This is a genomic window from Hydrogenophaga sp. PBL-H3, assembly GCF_010104355.1.
Classification (GTDB): Bacteria; Pseudomonadota; Gammaproteobacteria; order Burkholderiales; family Burkholderiaceae_C; genus Hydrogenophaga.
The window spans coordinates 327,643-342,589 of the sequence record NZ_CP044972.1 but is presented as its reverse complement, the minus strand read 5'-3'; the positions used below and the strand labels follow the sequence as shown (position 1 = coordinate 342,589).

14 protein-coding genes are annotated in these 14,947 nt (G+C 64.6%); 7 read left to right on the top strand and 7 right to left on the bottom strand.

The genetic code is table 11. The annotated features are described in order from the left end of the window. Position 1: 1 nt before the first annotated feature. The gene (locus tag F9Z44_RS01625) at positions 2 to 1,249 is read left to right on the top strand and encodes a patatin-like phospholipase family protein (RefSeq protein WP_159602995.1); all 1,248 of its coding nucleotides are present in this window, start codon (positions 2 to 4) and stop codon (positions 1,247 to 1,249) included. Between the two features lie 207 nt (positions 1,250 to 1,456). Beyond that, entirely contained in the window at positions 1,457 to 2,443 is a 987-nt protein-coding gene (gene corA, locus F9Z44_RS01620) for a magnesium/cobalt transporter CorA (RefSeq protein WP_159602994.1), read from the top strand. Between the two features lie 6 nt (positions 2,444 to 2,449). Here the strand turns inward: corA and F9Z44_RS01615 are convergent, their stop codons facing one another. The 5 genes from F9Z44_RS01615 to F9Z44_RS01595 form a co-directional block, all read right to left on the bottom strand. Further along, a complete protein-coding gene (locus F9Z44_RS01615; RefSeq protein ID WP_442907280.1) occupies positions 2,450 to 3,142 on the bottom strand; it encodes a 5'-methylthioadenosine/adenosylhomocysteine nucleosidase in 693 nt (230 codons plus the stop codon). A 62-nt stretch (positions 3,143 to 3,204) separates the two neighbouring features. Next, positions 3,205 to 4,893, bottom strand: a complete 1,689-nt coding sequence (locus F9Z44_RS01610; protein WP_159602991.1) for a long-chain-fatty-acid--CoA ligase — start codon at positions 4,891 to 4,893, stop codon at positions 3,205 to 3,207. A 202-nt stretch (positions 4,894 to 5,095) separates the two neighbouring features. Beyond that, positions 5,096 to 6,535 (bottom strand): NAD(P)(+) transhydrogenase (Re/Si-specific) subunit beta, encoded by a 1,440-nt coding sequence (locus F9Z44_RS01605; protein ID WP_159602990.1) that lies wholly within the window; start codon positions 6,533 to 6,535, stop codon positions 5,096 to 5,098. Then, positions 6,532 to 6,858, bottom strand: coding sequence for an NAD(P) transhydrogenase subunit alpha (locus F9Z44_RS01600; protein ID WP_159602989.1), 327 nt, complete (start codon positions 6,856 to 6,858; stop codon positions 6,532 to 6,534). Before F9Z44_RS01600 ends, F9Z44_RS01605 begins: the two co-directional genes overlap by 4 nt. A gap of 22 nt (positions 6,859 to 6,880) precedes the next feature. Further along, positions 6,881 to 8,014 carry a Re/Si-specific NAD(P)(+) transhydrogenase subunit alpha gene (locus F9Z44_RS01595; RefSeq protein ID WP_159602988.1) on the bottom strand — a complete coding sequence of 378 codons (1,134 nt, stop codon included), beginning with the start codon at positions 8,012 to 8,014 and terminating at the stop codon, positions 6,881 to 6,883. A gap of 113 nt (positions 8,015 to 8,127) precedes the next feature. On the opposite strand from F9Z44_RS01595, the gene F9Z44_RS01590 reads away from it, so the two are divergent. Further along, a complete protein-coding gene (locus F9Z44_RS01590; protein ID WP_159602987.1) occupies positions 8,128 to 8,622 on the top strand; it encodes an NUDIX hydrolase in 495 nt (164 codons plus the stop codon). Here the strand turns inward: F9Z44_RS01590 and F9Z44_RS01585 are convergent. Then, complete coding sequence (locus tag F9Z44_RS01585) at positions 8,589 to 9,473, bottom strand: sensor histidine kinase (protein ID WP_159602986.1); 885 nt, start codon at positions 9,471 to 9,473, stop codon at positions 8,589 to 8,591. The genes F9Z44_RS01590 and F9Z44_RS01585 overlap by 34 nt on opposite strands. 38 nt (positions 9,474 to 9,511) lie before the next feature. Between F9Z44_RS01585 and F9Z44_RS01580 the strand changes: the two genes are divergently transcribed. From F9Z44_RS01580 to F9Z44_RS01570, 3 genes are all read left to right on the top strand, one after another. Next, positions 9,512 to 9,982, top strand: coding sequence for a sensor histidine kinase (locus F9Z44_RS01580; protein WP_159602985.1), 471 nt, complete (start codon positions 9,512 to 9,514; stop codon positions 9,980 to 9,982). Then, positions 9,979 to 11,013 carry a response regulator gene (locus F9Z44_RS01575; RefSeq protein ID WP_159602984.1) on the top strand — a complete coding sequence of 345 codons (1,035 nt, stop codon included), beginning with the start codon at positions 9,979 to 9,981 and terminating at the stop codon, positions 11,011 to 11,013. Before F9Z44_RS01580 ends, F9Z44_RS01575 begins: the two co-directional genes overlap by 4 nt. Before the next feature lie 74 nt (positions 11,014 to 11,087). Beyond that, the gene (locus F9Z44_RS01570; RefSeq protein WP_159602983.1) at positions 11,088 to 12,455 is read left to right on the top strand and encodes a DUF3422 family protein; all 1,368 of its coding nucleotides are present in this window, start codon (positions 11,088 to 11,090) and stop codon (positions 12,453 to 12,455) included. 6 nt (positions 12,456 to 12,461) lie between these two features. Here the strand turns inward: F9Z44_RS01570 and mnmA are convergent, their stop codons facing one another. Continuing rightward, complete coding sequence (mnmA, locus tag F9Z44_RS01565; RefSeq protein WP_159602982.1) at positions 12,462 to 13,577, bottom strand: tRNA 2-thiouridine(34) synthase MnmA; 1,116 nt, start codon at positions 13,575 to 13,577, stop codon at positions 12,462 to 12,464. A 225-nt stretch (positions 13,578 to 13,802) separates the two neighbouring features. On the opposite strand from mnmA, the gene F9Z44_RS01560 reads away from it, so the two are divergent. Next, complete coding sequence (locus F9Z44_RS01560) at positions 13,803 to 14,870, top strand: extracellular solute-binding protein (protein WP_159602981.1); 1,068 nt, start codon at positions 13,803 to 13,805, stop codon at positions 14,868 to 14,870. The last annotated feature ends 77 nt before the right edge of the window (positions 14,871 to 14,947 follow it).

Sequence of the window (14,947 nt, the reverse complement as noted above, 5' to 3'; positions counted from 1 at the left end):
CATGTCCCTCGACACCATCATCACGCACAACATGCTGACCCCCTCCTCACACGACGTGAGGCCCGACGCCTGCGCGTTGGTGTTGATGGGTGGCGGCGCGCGCACCGCGTACCAGGCCGGTGTGCTCAAGGCGCTGGCCGCCATGCAGCCTGCCGGGAGCCAGGTGTTTCCCTTTCAATGGTTGTTCGGCACCTCGGCCGGCGCACTCAATGCGGTCTACTTGGGCAGCATCGCCTTGCAAGGCTTGTCTGCGCTGCCGCGGCTCGCCACGTTCTGGATGGGACTGCGTTCCGAGCAGGTCTACCGACTGGAAGCGCCGGGCTGGGTGCGCGCCAACCGGGTGGTGGCGGGCTGGACGCTGGCGCGCCAGGTGCGGCGCCACCGCGCTTTGCTGGACACGCTGCCGCTGGTGAACACATTGCACAGGGCAATCGACCTGCCGGGCCTGGAGTTCGCGCTGGAGCAAGGCGCCATTCAAGCGCTGGGCGTGACCGCATCCAGCTACACGACCGGTGAACACTGGACTTTCTGCCAGACCCACTCCGGCCACACGGTGCAGCCGTGGCACCGCCCGGGACGCCGGGCCACTTTCCAGCCCATCACGATCGAACACCTGATGGCGTCCAGCGCCATCCCGTTCCTCTTTCCATCGGTGCCGCTGTGGGTCGAAGGCCGCAAGGAACATTTTGGCGACGGCTCGATGCGCCAGCTCTCGCCGCTGTCGCCGGCCATCCACTTCGGCGCGCGCCGCGTGCTGGTGATCGGCGTGGGGCAGCCGCAGCGCTCGGGCATGGTGGCGCGCACGGCGGGCGATCCCACGGCCGGCACCATCGCAGGCCATGCCATGGCCAGCGTGTTTCACGACACCTTGCAAGCCGACGTGGAGCAGGCCCAGCGCGTGAGCCAGACCTTGTCGCGCCTGCCGCCGGCCCTGGCCGCGGCCCTGCCTTACCGCCCGGTCGACGTGTTGGCCATTCAGCCCAGCTTTTCGCTCGACGAGCTGGCGCGCAAGCACATTGGCGAATTGCCTGCGCCCACCCGCAACACCCTGGTCGGACTGGGCGCGCTGGACACCGCGCGGGGCGCGGCCGGCAGCGCCGCGTCGCTGGCCAGTTACCTGCTGTTCGAGCCCGGTTTCGTGCATGCCCTCATCGAACTCGGCGAACACGATGCCTGGCGTCGAAAGGACGAACTGATGCACTTCATGGCACCTCATGCGCCACCTTCGGAAACGGCAGCGGTGCCATAATTCGCCGGTCGAATTTACCCACGGAGAGCCTCATGGACAGCACGCCCCCCAGTTGCGTGCTTTCAGCCACCCCCGTCACCGTCTGATCGCCGCCGCCCGCGCGGCGACCTGCATCGGGCGGCTTGCTGGCTGAAAGCACCTTTACCGCCCTCGGGCCCGCCCACGCGGCCCGCCCTTTCAGACAGCAGACTTCGCCGGGAGCGCTCCATGCTCAACGTATTCACCCTGGCCAATGGCCGCCTCTTCCAGGAAGAGATCGAGTCGCTCGAAGAGCTCGCTCAATTCAAGCCAATCTGGGTCGACCTGGAAGACCCCACCCCCGAAGAGCGCCGCTGGGTCAAGCAACACTTTGGCCTGTCGATCCCCGAAGACGCGATGGACGAGGACATTGAGGAGTCGGCCCGCTTCTTCGAGGAAGACAACGGCGAACTGCATGTGCGCTCCGACTTTTTGATCGACGACGAAGAGGACCCGCGCGCGGTGCGGGTGGCCTTCATCTTGAACGAGCACAACGACACCCTCAAGAGCCAGGGTGTGCTGTTCTCCATCCACGACGAGGACGTGCCGGTGTTCCGCCTGCTGCGCATGCGCGCGCGCCGCATGCCGGGCCTGATCGAGAACGCCAAGGACGTGCTCCTGATGCTGTTCGACGCCGACGCCGAGTACTGCGCCGACACGCTGGAAGACATCTACGACGAGATCGAAACCGTGAGCAAGAAGGTGCTCAACAGCAACGCCTCGGACAACCTGCTGAGCGAGGCGCTCTCAGCCATCGCGCGCCACGAGGACATGTCGGGCCGCATCCGCCGCAACGTGATGGACACGCGTCGCGCGGTCAGCTTCATGATGCGCAGCCGCCTGCTGAGTGCCGAGCAGTTTGAAGACGCGCGCCAGATCCTGCGCGACCTCGATTCGCTGGACAGCCACACGGCCTTCCTGTTCGACAAGATCAACTTCTTGATGGACGCCACGGTGGGTTTCATCAACATCAACCAGAACAAGATCATCAAGATCTTCTCGGTGGCCAGTGTTTCGCTGCTGCCGCCCACGCTGGTGGCCAGCAGCTATGGCATGAACTTCGCATTCATGCCCGAGCTGCAATGGCAATACGGCTACCCGGTGGCGCTGGCGCTGATGGTGCTCTCGGCCGTGGTGCCGATGCTGTATTTCCGCAAGCGCGGCTGGTTGCGGTAGGCCGCCTCAGGGCTGCGTCAGCAGCGCATCGATGATGGCGCCGCTGTAGCGGCTGGCGACCTCGCGCAGGAAGCGCGGGAAATCCACATGCGCCGCATCGTCGGCGCGGTCGGAGATGGTGCGCACCACCGCCAGCGGCACGCCGTAGTCGTGGCACACCTGGGCAAACGCTGCACCCTCCATTTCCACCGCGAGCGCGCCGGGCAATACATCGCGCAGGGCCTGACTTTCGGCGTTGGTCGAGACGAAACGATCGCCGCTGATCAGCAGGCCCTGGTGGCACCGTGGCGTGCGCAGGCCGAAGGCATTCAACACGTCCACACCGAGTTGCGATGGCAGCGTGTGCAACACCTGCTCACTCGCTTGCGCCAGTTGCGCGGTCAGCAAGGCGTCGGCCTCAAACGTGGAGCGGCCGTAACCGGGCGCTTCAAAGCGCGGAAAGATCGGCGAGGCGTCCATGTCGTGCTGCAGGAAGCGCTGCGCCACCACCACGTCGCCCACGTTGACGCCATCCCCCAGGCCACCGGCCACGCCCGTGAACACGATGCGCTGCACGCCGAAGCGCTCGATCAGGGCGGTGGCCGTGGTGGCAGCGGCCACCTTGCCAATGCCCGACAGCACGGCCACCACGTCATGCCCGTGCAGGTGACCACGCCAGAAGGTGCGTCCGCCCACGATCTGCTGCTGCTCATCGGGCATAAGCGCCAGCACGGCTGCCAGCTCTTCGTGCAGGGCGCTGACGAGGGCGGTGGGGCCTGCCACTATTTCTTGTCGCGCAATTCGCGCCGCAGGATCTTGCCCACCGGGGTCTTGGGCAGTTCGGCGCGGAACTCCACCACCTTGGGCTGCTTGTAGCCCGTGAGGTTGGCCTTGCAGTAGTCGCGCACCTGGGCTTCGGTCAAGGCCGCGTCCTTCTTCACGATGACGAGCTTGACCGCTTCGCCCGACTTGTCATCGGGCACTCCGACCACCGCGCACTCCATCACACCGGACAACTGCGCCACCACGTCTTCCACTTCGTTCGGGTACACGTTGAAGCCGCTGACCAGCACCATGTCTTTCTTGCGATCCACGATCTTGAAGTAGCCGCGCTCGTCCATCACGCCCACGTCGCCGGTCTTGAAGTAACCGTCTGGCGTCATGACCTTGGCGGTCTCGTCGGGCCGCTGCCAGTAGCCGGCCATCACCTGCGGCCCCTTGATGGCGATCTCGCCGGGCTGGCCCATCGGCACCTCGCGCCCGTCATCGTCCAGGCACTTCATGTGGGTGTTGGGCAGCGGCAGGCCGATGGTGCCGCTGTATGCCGTGCTTGTGGTTGGATTGCACGTGGCCGAGGGGCTGGTCTCGGACAGGCCATAACCTTCGCAGATGGGGCAGCCGGTCTTCTCCAGCCAGAGCTTGGCCACGGCGCCTTGCACCGCCATGCCACCGCCCACCGAGACCTTGAGGTTGCTCCAGTTCACGGTGTTGAAATCGGGGTGGTTGGCCACGCCGTTGAACAACGTGTTGACGGCGGGAAAGCTGTGGAAGGTGTGCTTGCTCAGCTCTTTCATCACCGCCGGCAGGTCGCGCGGATTGGGGATCAGGATGTTCAAGGCGCCGGTGCGCATGCCCAGCATCATGTTCACCGTGAACGCAAAGATGTGATACAGCGGCAGGGCGCACACGCTGGTGGGTTGCTCGCCCTCGGGCACACGCTTCATCACCGGTTCGTTCCAGGCATCGGACTGCAGCAGATTGGCGATCACGTTGCGGTGCAGCAGCACCGCGCCCTTGCTCACGCCGGTGGTGCCGCCGGTGTATTGCAGCACCGCCATATCGTCGGGCTTGATGTCGGGGCGCTTGAGCGTGCCGCGCGTGCCCTTGGCAATGGCCTCGTTGAAGCGCACGGCCTGCGGCAGGCTGAAAGCAGGCACCATTTTCTTGACGTTGCGCACCACGTAGTTCACCAGCGCGCCCTTGAGCAGGCCGAGCTGGTCGCCCATGGCGGTGAGCACCACGTGCTTGACCGGCGTGTTGGCGATGCATTGCTGCAAGGTGCTGGCGAAGTTCTCGATGATGACGATGGCCTTGGCGCCCGAGTCCTTGAGCTGGTGCTCCAGCTCGCGCGGCGTGTACAGCGGATTGACGTTGACCACCACCAGACCCGCGCGCAGGATGCCGGCCACCGCCACCGGGTACTGCGGCACGTTGGGCATCATGATGGCCACACGATCGCCCTTGACCAATCCCAGACCTTGCAGATAGGCCGCAAAGGCCAGAGACAGGCTGTCGGTCTGCGCAAACGAAATCTGCTTGCCCATGAAACTGTAGGCCGGCCGGCTGGCGAACTTGCCGAAGCTCTCTTCCATGAGATGCACCAGCGAGCTGTATTGCGCCACGTCGATGTCGGCGGGCACACCCGGTGAATACGAGCCCAACCAGGGACGTTCGGCCGTTGATGCGGTCATGCGTGATCTCCAGAACTTGGTATTGAAAGCAGCCTGTCATTGTCGGCCTGCAAGGGGTGTTCACGTCTCGTGTTTTTCCCTTACGACATTCTGACGACTCGGCGCCGAGGCACACCAAATGAAGGATGCTTGCTACAAAAACCAAGGGGGCGGGTGTTGCCACCCGCCCCCTTGAAATTCGCCCACGCCGACAGCGAATTCGTTATTCGATCGCCTTGGTCATGTCTTCCACAACCTTCTTCGCATCGCCAAAGACCATCATGGTCTTGTCCATGTAGAAGAGTTCGTTGTCCAGGCCGGCATAGCCCGCGGCCATGGAGCGCTTGTTCACGATCACCGTCTTGGCCTTGTAGGCCTCCAGGATCGGCATGCCGTAGATCGTGCTGCCTTTTTGCAGGGCGGCCGGGTTCACCACGTCGTTGGCGCCCAGGATGATGGCCACGTCGGCCTGGCCAAACTCACCGTTGATGTCTTCCATCTCGAACACCTGGTCGTACGGCACCTCGGCCTCGGCCAGCAACACGTTCATGTGGCCCGGCATGCGTCCGGCCACCGGGTGGATGGCGTACTTGACGGTGATGCCCTTCTCGGTGAGTTTGTGGGCCAGCTCCTTCACGGCGTGCTGCGCGCGCGCCACGGCCAGGCCGTAGCCGGGCACGATCACCACGGTCTCGGCATTGCCCAGCACGAAGGCCGCGTCATCGGCGCTGCCGCTCTTCACGTTGCGCTGCACCGCGCTGCCCGCCGCAGCGGTAGCCGCCTCGCCGCCGAAGCCGCCCAGGATCACGTTGAAGAACGAGCGGTTCATGGCCTTGCACATGATGTAGCTCAGGATCGCACCCGACGAGCCCACCAACGAGCCGGCAATGATCAGCATGGAGTTGTTCAGGCTGAAGCCGATGCCGGCGGCCGCCCAGCCGGAGTAGCTGTTGAGCATGGACACCACCACCGGCATGTCGGCACCGCCGATGGGAATGATGATCAGCACGCCGAGCACGAACGAGAGCGCGATCATGGCCACGAAGGCGGTCCAGTTGCCGGTGACGGCAAACACCAGGCCCAGGGCCACTGTGGTCAGGCCAAGCACCAGGTTGATCATGTGCTGGCCGGCAAAGCTGACCGGTGCGCCCTGGAACAGCCGGAACTTGTACTTGCCCGAGAGCTTGCCGAAGGCGATGACCGAGCCCGAGAAGGTGATGGCGCCGATGGCCGCGCCCAGGAACAGCTCGATCTTGTTGCCAAACGGAATGGGCGGCACTGTGCCGTCAGCCGCGCGCTGCACGATGTTGAAGGCGTAGGGCTCGGCCACCACGGCCACGGCGATGCAGACCGCCGCCAGACCGATCATGCTGTGCATGAAGGCCACCAGCTCGGGCATCTTGGTCATCTCGACCCGGTTGGCCATGATGGCGCCAGCGCCACCGCCCACCACCAGGCCTACGAGCACCCAGACCATGCCTTCGGCCTTGCCGCCGGAGAGCTCGACGATGAGCGCGGCGGTGGTCAGCACGGCAATCGCCATGCCGGTCATGCCGAACAGGTTGCCGCGAATGGACGTGGTGGGGTGTGACAGACCCTTCAGGGCCTGGATGAAACAGATGCTGGCAATCAGGTACAGCAGCGTCACCAGATTCATGCTCATTTGGAGGCTCCCTCGGCAGCCACGGGCGCCTTGCGTTCTTTCTTCTTGAACATCTCCAGCATGCGCCGCGTGACCAGGAAACCACCAAACACGTTGACCGCGGCTAGCGCCACGGCCAGCACGCCCATGGTCTTGCCCAGGTTGGTTTCGGTGAGTGCTGCGGCCAGCATGGCGCCCACGATCACGATGGCCGAAATGGCGTTGGTCACGGCCATCAACGGCGTGTGCAGCGCGGGCGTGACGTTCCACACCACGTGGTAGCCCACGTAGATGGCCAGCACGAAGATGATGAGGTTGAGAACGGTGGGGGATACGGCTTCCATGGTCTTGTCCTTGGTGTCTCGTTCAGCTCTTGCGTTTCACTTCACCGCCCTGCGCCATCAGGCAGGCCGCGACGATGTCGTCTTCCATGTCCACGTGCAGCGCGCCGTCCTTGTTGACGATGAGCTTGAGGAAATCGAGCACGTTGCGCGCATACAGCGCCGAGGCGTCGGCCCCCACCATGGCGGCCAGGTTGGTCTCGCCGACGATGGTCACGCCGTGCTTGACCACCGTGCGGTCCGTCTCGGTGATCGGGCAGTTGCCCCCGACACCGCCCGCGCCCTTGCCGGCGGCGATGTCCACGATCACGCTGCCCGGCTTCATGGACTTGACCATGTCTTCGGTGATGAGCACCGGCGCGGCGCGCCCGGGAATGAGCGCGGTGGAGATCACCACGTCGGCCAGCGCCACGCGCTTGGCCACTTCGAGCTTCTGGCGCTCCAGCCAGCTCGGCGGCATGGGCCGGGCGTAACCGCCCACGCCTTCAGCCGCCTCTTTCTCTTCGGCGGTCTCATAAGGCACGTCGATGAACTTGCCACCCAGCGACTCCACCTGTTCCTTCACGCTGGGGCGCACGTCGGAGGCCTCGATCACCGCGCCCAGACGCTTGGCCGTGGCGATGGCCTGCAGGCCTGCCACACCCACACCCAGGATCACGACGCGCGCAGCCTTGACGGTGCCCGCCGCAGTCATGAGCATGGGGAAAAAGCGCTGGTAGTGGTGCACCGCCAGCATCACGGCCTTGTAGCCGGCAATGTTGGCCTGGGAAGACAACACGTCCATGCTTTGCGCGCGGGTGGTGCGGGGAGCCGCTTCCAGGGCAAACGCGGTGAGACCGGCACGTGCCATGCGCTGCAGGCCGTCAGCGTCGAAGGGGTTGAGCATGCCGACCACGGTGGCGCCCGGCTTCATCTGGACCAGCTCGTTGTCGAAAGGCGTTCGCACTTTGAGCACGAGGTCGGCCCCCAGAGCACCCGCTGCGTCGGTGACCTCGGCCCCCACGGCGGTATACGCCGCGTCGGTCACGCTGGCGGCCAGTCCGGCCCCGGACTGAATGCGCACGGTGTGGCCCTGGGCCACGTATTTTTTGGCCGTCTCGGGCGTGACGGCCACTCGGGTTTCGCCCACTGTGGTCTCAGTGGGTACGCCAATCATCATGAACGTCTCCTCGCTCGCGGGTTGGAAAAACAACAGCCGAGCTTAACTGAAACGGCTGCTCGACCATGCTGTTAGAGGACAGCACCACAGCCCCCATGGCAAGATAATCGCTCATGCCCATCCGTTGGAAACCCAGTGTCACCGTGGCCGCCGTCATCGAACGCGACGGCAAATACCTGTTGATCGAAGAGTACACGCCGGAGGGCTTGCGCCTGAACAACCCGGCCGGCCACCTGGACCCCGGCGAAAGCCCGGCCGAAGGTGTGGTGCGCGAAACGCTGGAGGAGACCACCCACCGATTCACCCCCACGGCGCTGGTGGGCGTGTACCTCTCGCGGTTTCAACGGGCGGGCCAGACCCCTGCCGAAGACGAGGACATCACCTACCTGCGGTTTGCTTTTTGCGGCGAGCTGGGGGATGTGGTGCCGGGACTCAGCCTGGACACCGGCATCGTCAGGACGCTGTGGCTCACACCTGACGAGGTCCGACTCAGCGCTGCGCGTCACCGCAGCTCACTGGTGCTGCGGTGCATGGAAGACCACCTTGCGGGTCTGCGCTATCCCCTCGCCCTGGTTCAAACCGACCCGTCGGTCGGGGGGCTTTGCTGAAGATCCGCCAACACAGCCTGGCCCTGGGCGTCGGATCGGTCCAGCGGAATGCGCAGCGAAAAGCAAGAACCGCGGCCGGGCACCGATCGCAACGACAGGGCAATCTCCAATATCGCAGCGCAGTTCTTAACGATGAAGAGGCCCAGCCCCACGCCGTTGTCGCCTCCGGTCTCGGGCTCCCCCCGAAAGTATTCGGTGAAGATCGCTTCGTGGTGAGCCGAATCGATGCCGGAACCCGTGTCCCAAACCTGCAGCAACAAACACGACCCGCTGGGGCGGCACGAGACAACCACGCCCCCGGACTGGATGAAGCGCACCGCGTTGGACACCAGATTGCTGACCATGCGCTCCAGCAGCAAGGCATCGCTGTGCACGCACGCGATGCTGGGCGTGACCACCCAGCGCAACCCCTTGGCCCTGGCCTGGAGCTCAAAAGTCAGGTCCACCCGATCCAGCAGCGGTTGAATGGAGAAGTTGGACCTGTTCGCTCTCAATGAGCCGGTTTCCAGGCGTGCCGTCGTCATGATCGAGTCCAGCAAGCCATTGGCCGACCCAAGCGCAGATTTCATTTGCAGAACCACAGGGTCGTGCGCGGGCTCCCGTGCGCGCAGGCTCTCCGTGGCCAAGCCCATGGCAAACAGCGGCTGGCGCAGGTCGTGGCTCACCGCCGCGAGGAAGCGCGATTTTTCAATCGACTGCCGCTCGGCCTCCTGATTCTTCACCTGCGCGCGCAAGCCCATGGACAGCGCCAGCTCCTTCGCTTCACGATCGGCCTTGATGCGATCGGCCAAGGCAAAGGACAACAACAGCATTTCAACCGCCGAACCCACCATCACCGGGTAAGCCAGCAAGGTGTTCGCTGGCAGCCAACCTGCGCAACTTCACCCGGGTGGATCACTCACGCACAGCAGAGGTCGACCTCAACGCCACCCTGGCCAGCGTGATCTACATCGCCAAGGCCGTGATCTCGACCAAGATCAGAGTGGTCCAGAAATGCTCGAAGCTCCCCAGGCTGGAGTGCCATGTGTCCCAGCTCAACCAGGTGTTTCTGAACCTGATCATGAACGCGGCCCAGGCCATCGACGGCGCAGGCGTGATCACGGTGTCCACCGCCATGGCCGGTCGGCACATCCGCATCACGGTCGAGGACTCCGGCAAGGGCATTCCCGATGACGTCCTGCCGCGCATCTTCGACCCCTACTTCACCACCAAGCCGGCAGCCACAGGCACCGGGCTGGGTCTGTCGATTGCCAGGGACATCGTGACCGAGCACGGCGGCACCCTGACCGTGAAAACCCAGGTGGACATCGGTACCACCTTCCAGATCGAACTTCCCATTCCAGCAGGTCAACCCACATGAAAGAAACTCACAAACCCCGTGTCCTGTGTGTGGACGATGAACCCAGCGTGCTGCGCTCGCTCAACTGGCTGCTGCGAGGCCGCTTTGACGTGTCGTCCGCAACCGATGCCAGCGAAGGTCTTGAGCTCATTCGCAACAGCGAATTCGACGTAGTGATCAGCGATCAGCGCATGCCCAGCATGACCGGCACCGAATTCCTCGAACGGGTCAAGGAAACATCGCCCAACACCATGCGGCTGCTGCTCACCGGTTATTCGGAATACACCGACGTGCTTCGCTCGGTCAACGACAGCGAGGTGTTTCGCTTCATCCGCAAACCCTGGGACAACCAGCACCTGATCGACACGGTCTCCTACGCGGCCACCGTGGCACGCGAGGTGCCCTTGCAGCGTGACGCAGAACCGGCGACGATCATGGACATGGCGCTGGACAGCCTGCGCGACAGCCGCACCGAGGCCTTCCTCCTCATGGACGAAGACCCCACCATCGAGCACCAGCTGCGCACCCTTCTGGATGACACGATGCTGCTGTTGTGGGCCCGCAATCCCAGCGAAGCGGTCAGCCTGCTGCATCGCCACAAGGTGGCCGTGATCGTGGCCGACACCGACTCTGGCAATGGTTCCACCGTGGAACTCATCAGGGCGGTGAAACGGAGCAGCCCGAACATCGTGGCCATGATCTACACCGCTGAGCGCGACAGCAGCACCATCAGCCGGCTGATCAACGAAGGACAGATCTTCCGCTTCATTGCCAAACCCGCAGGCCCGGGCTTTGTGAGCCGCATGATCCAGGCGGCACTGAAAAAGCACCGGGACCTCATGGCACAGCCGACCCGCATCGCACGGCACGCGGCTGAGATATCGCGCCGCCCGGCACTCGAATACGCCAGCGAGGACCCTTCTGGCTGGGCGTCGACCGAGGTGGCTCCACTGGCGGCCTCGCCCCACTGGCAGATGGAGAAGCGCGCAACGACAGGCAGCGCGCCAGTCTCCGGCGTTGCCTGGCTCAGGCGCCCGTTCGGCACATCCTGATCGGATGCGGTGGGGCGCAGCACCCACCTTGGCATACAGTTGGCGGCAGCCCAACTCCCAGAGTCCATGCGCCGATGAATTCGTCCACTCCCGCTGCCGCAAGCCCTACCCCGCCCAGTGCCCTGCCGCCCGACGACGCGCTGCGCGAAGAGTTGCACAACGAAGTGCATGCGCGACCGGCCGCGCGCATCCGCCTGCCAGTGCTGATCGTTTTTGTGGCCGTGCTCAATGAAGGCGTGAGCCGCGAGCAGGAGTGTGAGCACCTGCGCCGGCTGCCCGGGCAGGATGCCCTCACACCCGAGCAGATGCGCGGCAACTTCCTGCGCCTGCGCTTCGAGGGCTACACGCTCAAGTGGGAGCGCCACACCGAGTTCACCCGCTACTCCATCGTGCAGCCCCTGCCCGAGGCCACCGGCCTGGGCACCAGCGAGCCAGAGCTGCTGGACGCGCTGGTCACACCGCCGGGCTGGCTGCGCGAGATCCCCGGGCGCACCGTGGCCGCGATCAAGATGGTGATGTTGCAGGCCGATTTACCCGATCAGAATCCTGCTGCTCAGGCCGCTCTGATGGGCCCGGCGCAACGCTGGTTTGGGGGGCGCACCGTGGTTGCCTCGCAGCTGGGTGGCGGTCATTCGTGGGCCCTGACCGACTTCCATCTGCGCCCCTCAGGCTTCGAGCGCATGCTGGTCATCACACCGCCAGACACGAGCGAAACGCGGGCCGGCCGCATTTCCCAACGCCTGTTCGAAATCGAAACCTACCGCCTCATGGCGCTGCGCGGCCTGCCCGCGGTCAAGGCGCTGGCGCCCATGCTGACGCAGGCCGAAGCGCAGCTGGCCACCATCACGGCGCAGCTGGAGAACAAGTCCACCTCGGAGCAGGAACTGCTGGACCAGCTGATTTCTCTGGCAGCGCGCGTGGAGCGCGCCACGGCAGAGAACACCTACCGCTTCGCAGCCACGCGCGCCTACGACGCGGTGGTCACGCAGCGCATCGCGGAGTTGCGCGAGAAGCCGATCCCGGGCACGCAGACCATCGGCGAGTTCATGCAGCGCCGGCTTTCACCAGCCATGGCCACGGTGGCGGCCAGCGCGCAACGCCTGGCCTCGCTGTCAGAACGCGTCTCCCGCACCAGCGCGCTGCTGCGCACGCGAGTCGACATTGTCACCGAGGCACAAAACCAGCAGCTTCTCGCCAAGCTCACCCGAGGCCAGGAACTGCAGCTGCAACTGCAGACCACGGTGGAAGGCCTGTCGATCGCCGCCATCTCCTACTACGTGATCAGCCTGTTGCTCTACATCGCCAAGGGCGCCAAGGCCGCTGGCCTGCCGATCCAGCCGGAAATGGCTGCCGGCGCCTTGGTGCCGCTGGTGCTGTGGGTGGTGTGGCGCACCACGCGGCGCATCCACGAGCGCCTGAACGCCCCGCCCAAGGCGCCCTGAAAGCCTTCAGGCGCTGGCCGCGTCGGTGGTGATCACGCCACCGCCCAGGCAGATCTCCCCCTTGTAGATCACCGCGCTCTGGCCCGGTGTCACAGCCCACTGTGCCTCCCTGAACTGGAGATCGAAATGGCTGTCGCCCTGCGGCTGCAGCACGCAGGGCGCGTCGGCCTGGCGGTAACGCGTCTTGGCGCCCACGTCCCCTGCCGCCGGCGCATGGCCCGCCACCCAGCTCACGTCCTGCGCGCTCAGCCGTGGCGTGAGCAACCAGGGGTGGTCGTGCCCCTGCACTACCCACAGCGTGTTGCTCGCCATGTCCTTGCGGGCCACGAACCAGGGTGCGTGATCGTTGCCGCCCTTCTGAGCGCCCTTGGCCTTGACGCCCCCGATCCCCAGGCCCTGGCGTTGTCCGAGCGTGTAGAAGCTCAGGCCCACGTGCTGGCCCAGCACCCGGCCTTTTTCGTCCTTGATCGGGCCAGGCTCCTTGGCGATGTAGCGGTTAAGGAAATCGCGAAACGGGCGCTCGCCAATGAAGCAGATGCCGGTGCTGTCCTTCTTCTTCGCATTGGGCAAGGCGATCTCGGCAGCGATGCGGCGCACCTCGGTCTTGGGCAGTTCACCCACCGGGAACAGCGTCTTGCTCAGTTGCGCCTGGTTCAGGCGGTGCAAGAAGTAACTCTGGTCTTTCAGCGGATCGCGGCCCTTGAGCAGCTCGAACGACCCGTTGCGCTCACGCACCCGGGCGTAGTGGCCGGTGGCGATCTTCTCGGCGCCCAGGCGCATGGCGTGGTCGAGAAAGGCCTTGAACTTGATCTCGGCGTTGCACAGGATGTCGGGGTTGGGCGTGCGCCCGGCCTGGTACTCGCGCAGGAATTCGGCAAACACGCGGTCCTTGTACTCGGCGGCAAAGTTCACGTGCTCGATGTCGATGCCCAGCACGTCGGCCACGCTGGCGGCGTCCAGGAAGTCCTGCCGCGTCGAGCAGTATTCGCCGTCGTCGTCGTCTTCCCAGTTCTTCATGAAGATGCCGATGACCTCATACCCCTGCTGCTTGAGCAGGTACGCGCTCACCGCGGAGTCCACGCCCCCGCTCAATCCCACCACCACACGCTGTTTGCTTGCCATGCCAGGATTATCCCAGCCGTGTCCATGCCCCGCCTTCTCCAGGGCTGTCACCGAAACGTCACGCCACGGTCGTACCGTCGCGCTGCCCGAATCGGGACCGTCGCGGCTTGACAAGGCTTGCGGTTGGACCATAGTGGCGCCTGCCTCGGCCGGTTTGTCATCCGGCCATCGCCGTGTCGTCACCTCCTTTTCACCGATCTGTCACCTTTGAAAGTGAGTCTCCACATGAACCGTACCCTCCATCGCATGGCTCTGGCCACCTTGCTGGTTTCTACCGCCACCGGGGCCAGCGCTCAAGACAAGACCCTGCGCCTGCTCACCTGGGGCGGCTATGCCCCGAAGGAAGTGGTCGAGCAATTCACCCAGGAGACCGGCATCAAGGTCGAGGTCACGCTGTCGAACAACGAAGAGATGATCTCCAAGCTGCGTGCCACGGCCGGCGCTGGCTTCGACCTGGTGCAGCCCAGCCAGGACCGGATTGCCGGCCCACAGACCGAGTTCAAGATTTACAAGGCGATGGACCTGAAGAAGATCAAGTCCGAGCTGTTCATCCCGTCCATGCTGGAAGCCACCAAGAAGAACACCACGGTGGCTGGCAAGGTGTATGGCTTGCCGCACATCTGGGGCACCGACGGCCTGGTGGTCAACACCAAGACCTCCAAGGCCACCGATTACGCCGACCTGTGCACGGCCGAGAACGCCGGCAAGGTCAGCATGCGCCTGAAGCGCCCCACGCTGATCGCCATGTCGTTTGCATCGGGCAAGGACCCGTTCAAGCTCTACAACAACCCCAAGGCCTACACCGCCCTCATGGACGACATGGGCAAGAAGCTCGCCGAGTGCAAGAAGAACGTGAAGTTCTACTGGGACGGCAAGGACCAGCTGCTCGCCGGCATCCGCTCGGGTGAACTGACCACCGCCATGATGTGGGACACCGGCGGCTGGGAGCTCAACAAGGCCAACCCGGACATCAAGTTCGTCGCGCCGAAGTCGGGCGCTCTGGGCTGGGTAGACACCTTCGCCCTGCCCGCCAAGGGCAAGAACGACGAGGCCGCCTACGCCTGGATCAACTTCAACATGCGTCCTGAAGTGGCCGCCAAGGTCGCCAGTGCCGCCGGCAACTTCACCGCCAGCAAAGGCGCCGACCAACTGGCCGACGCCACGCTCAAGAAGCAGTTCGCCGAGAGCTTCCCCGACGCCGCGCTGAAGAACATCAAGTGGTACCCACCGGTGCCCGCCGGCATCGAAGAGATCGAAGGCCGCGTGCTCGACCGCGTCAAAGCCGCCAACTGAGCGGTGCCCACACCCGGCGCCGCATCACCCGGCGACAACGATCTTGAGGTCCTGTCCGTCGACAGACGCTTTGGTGC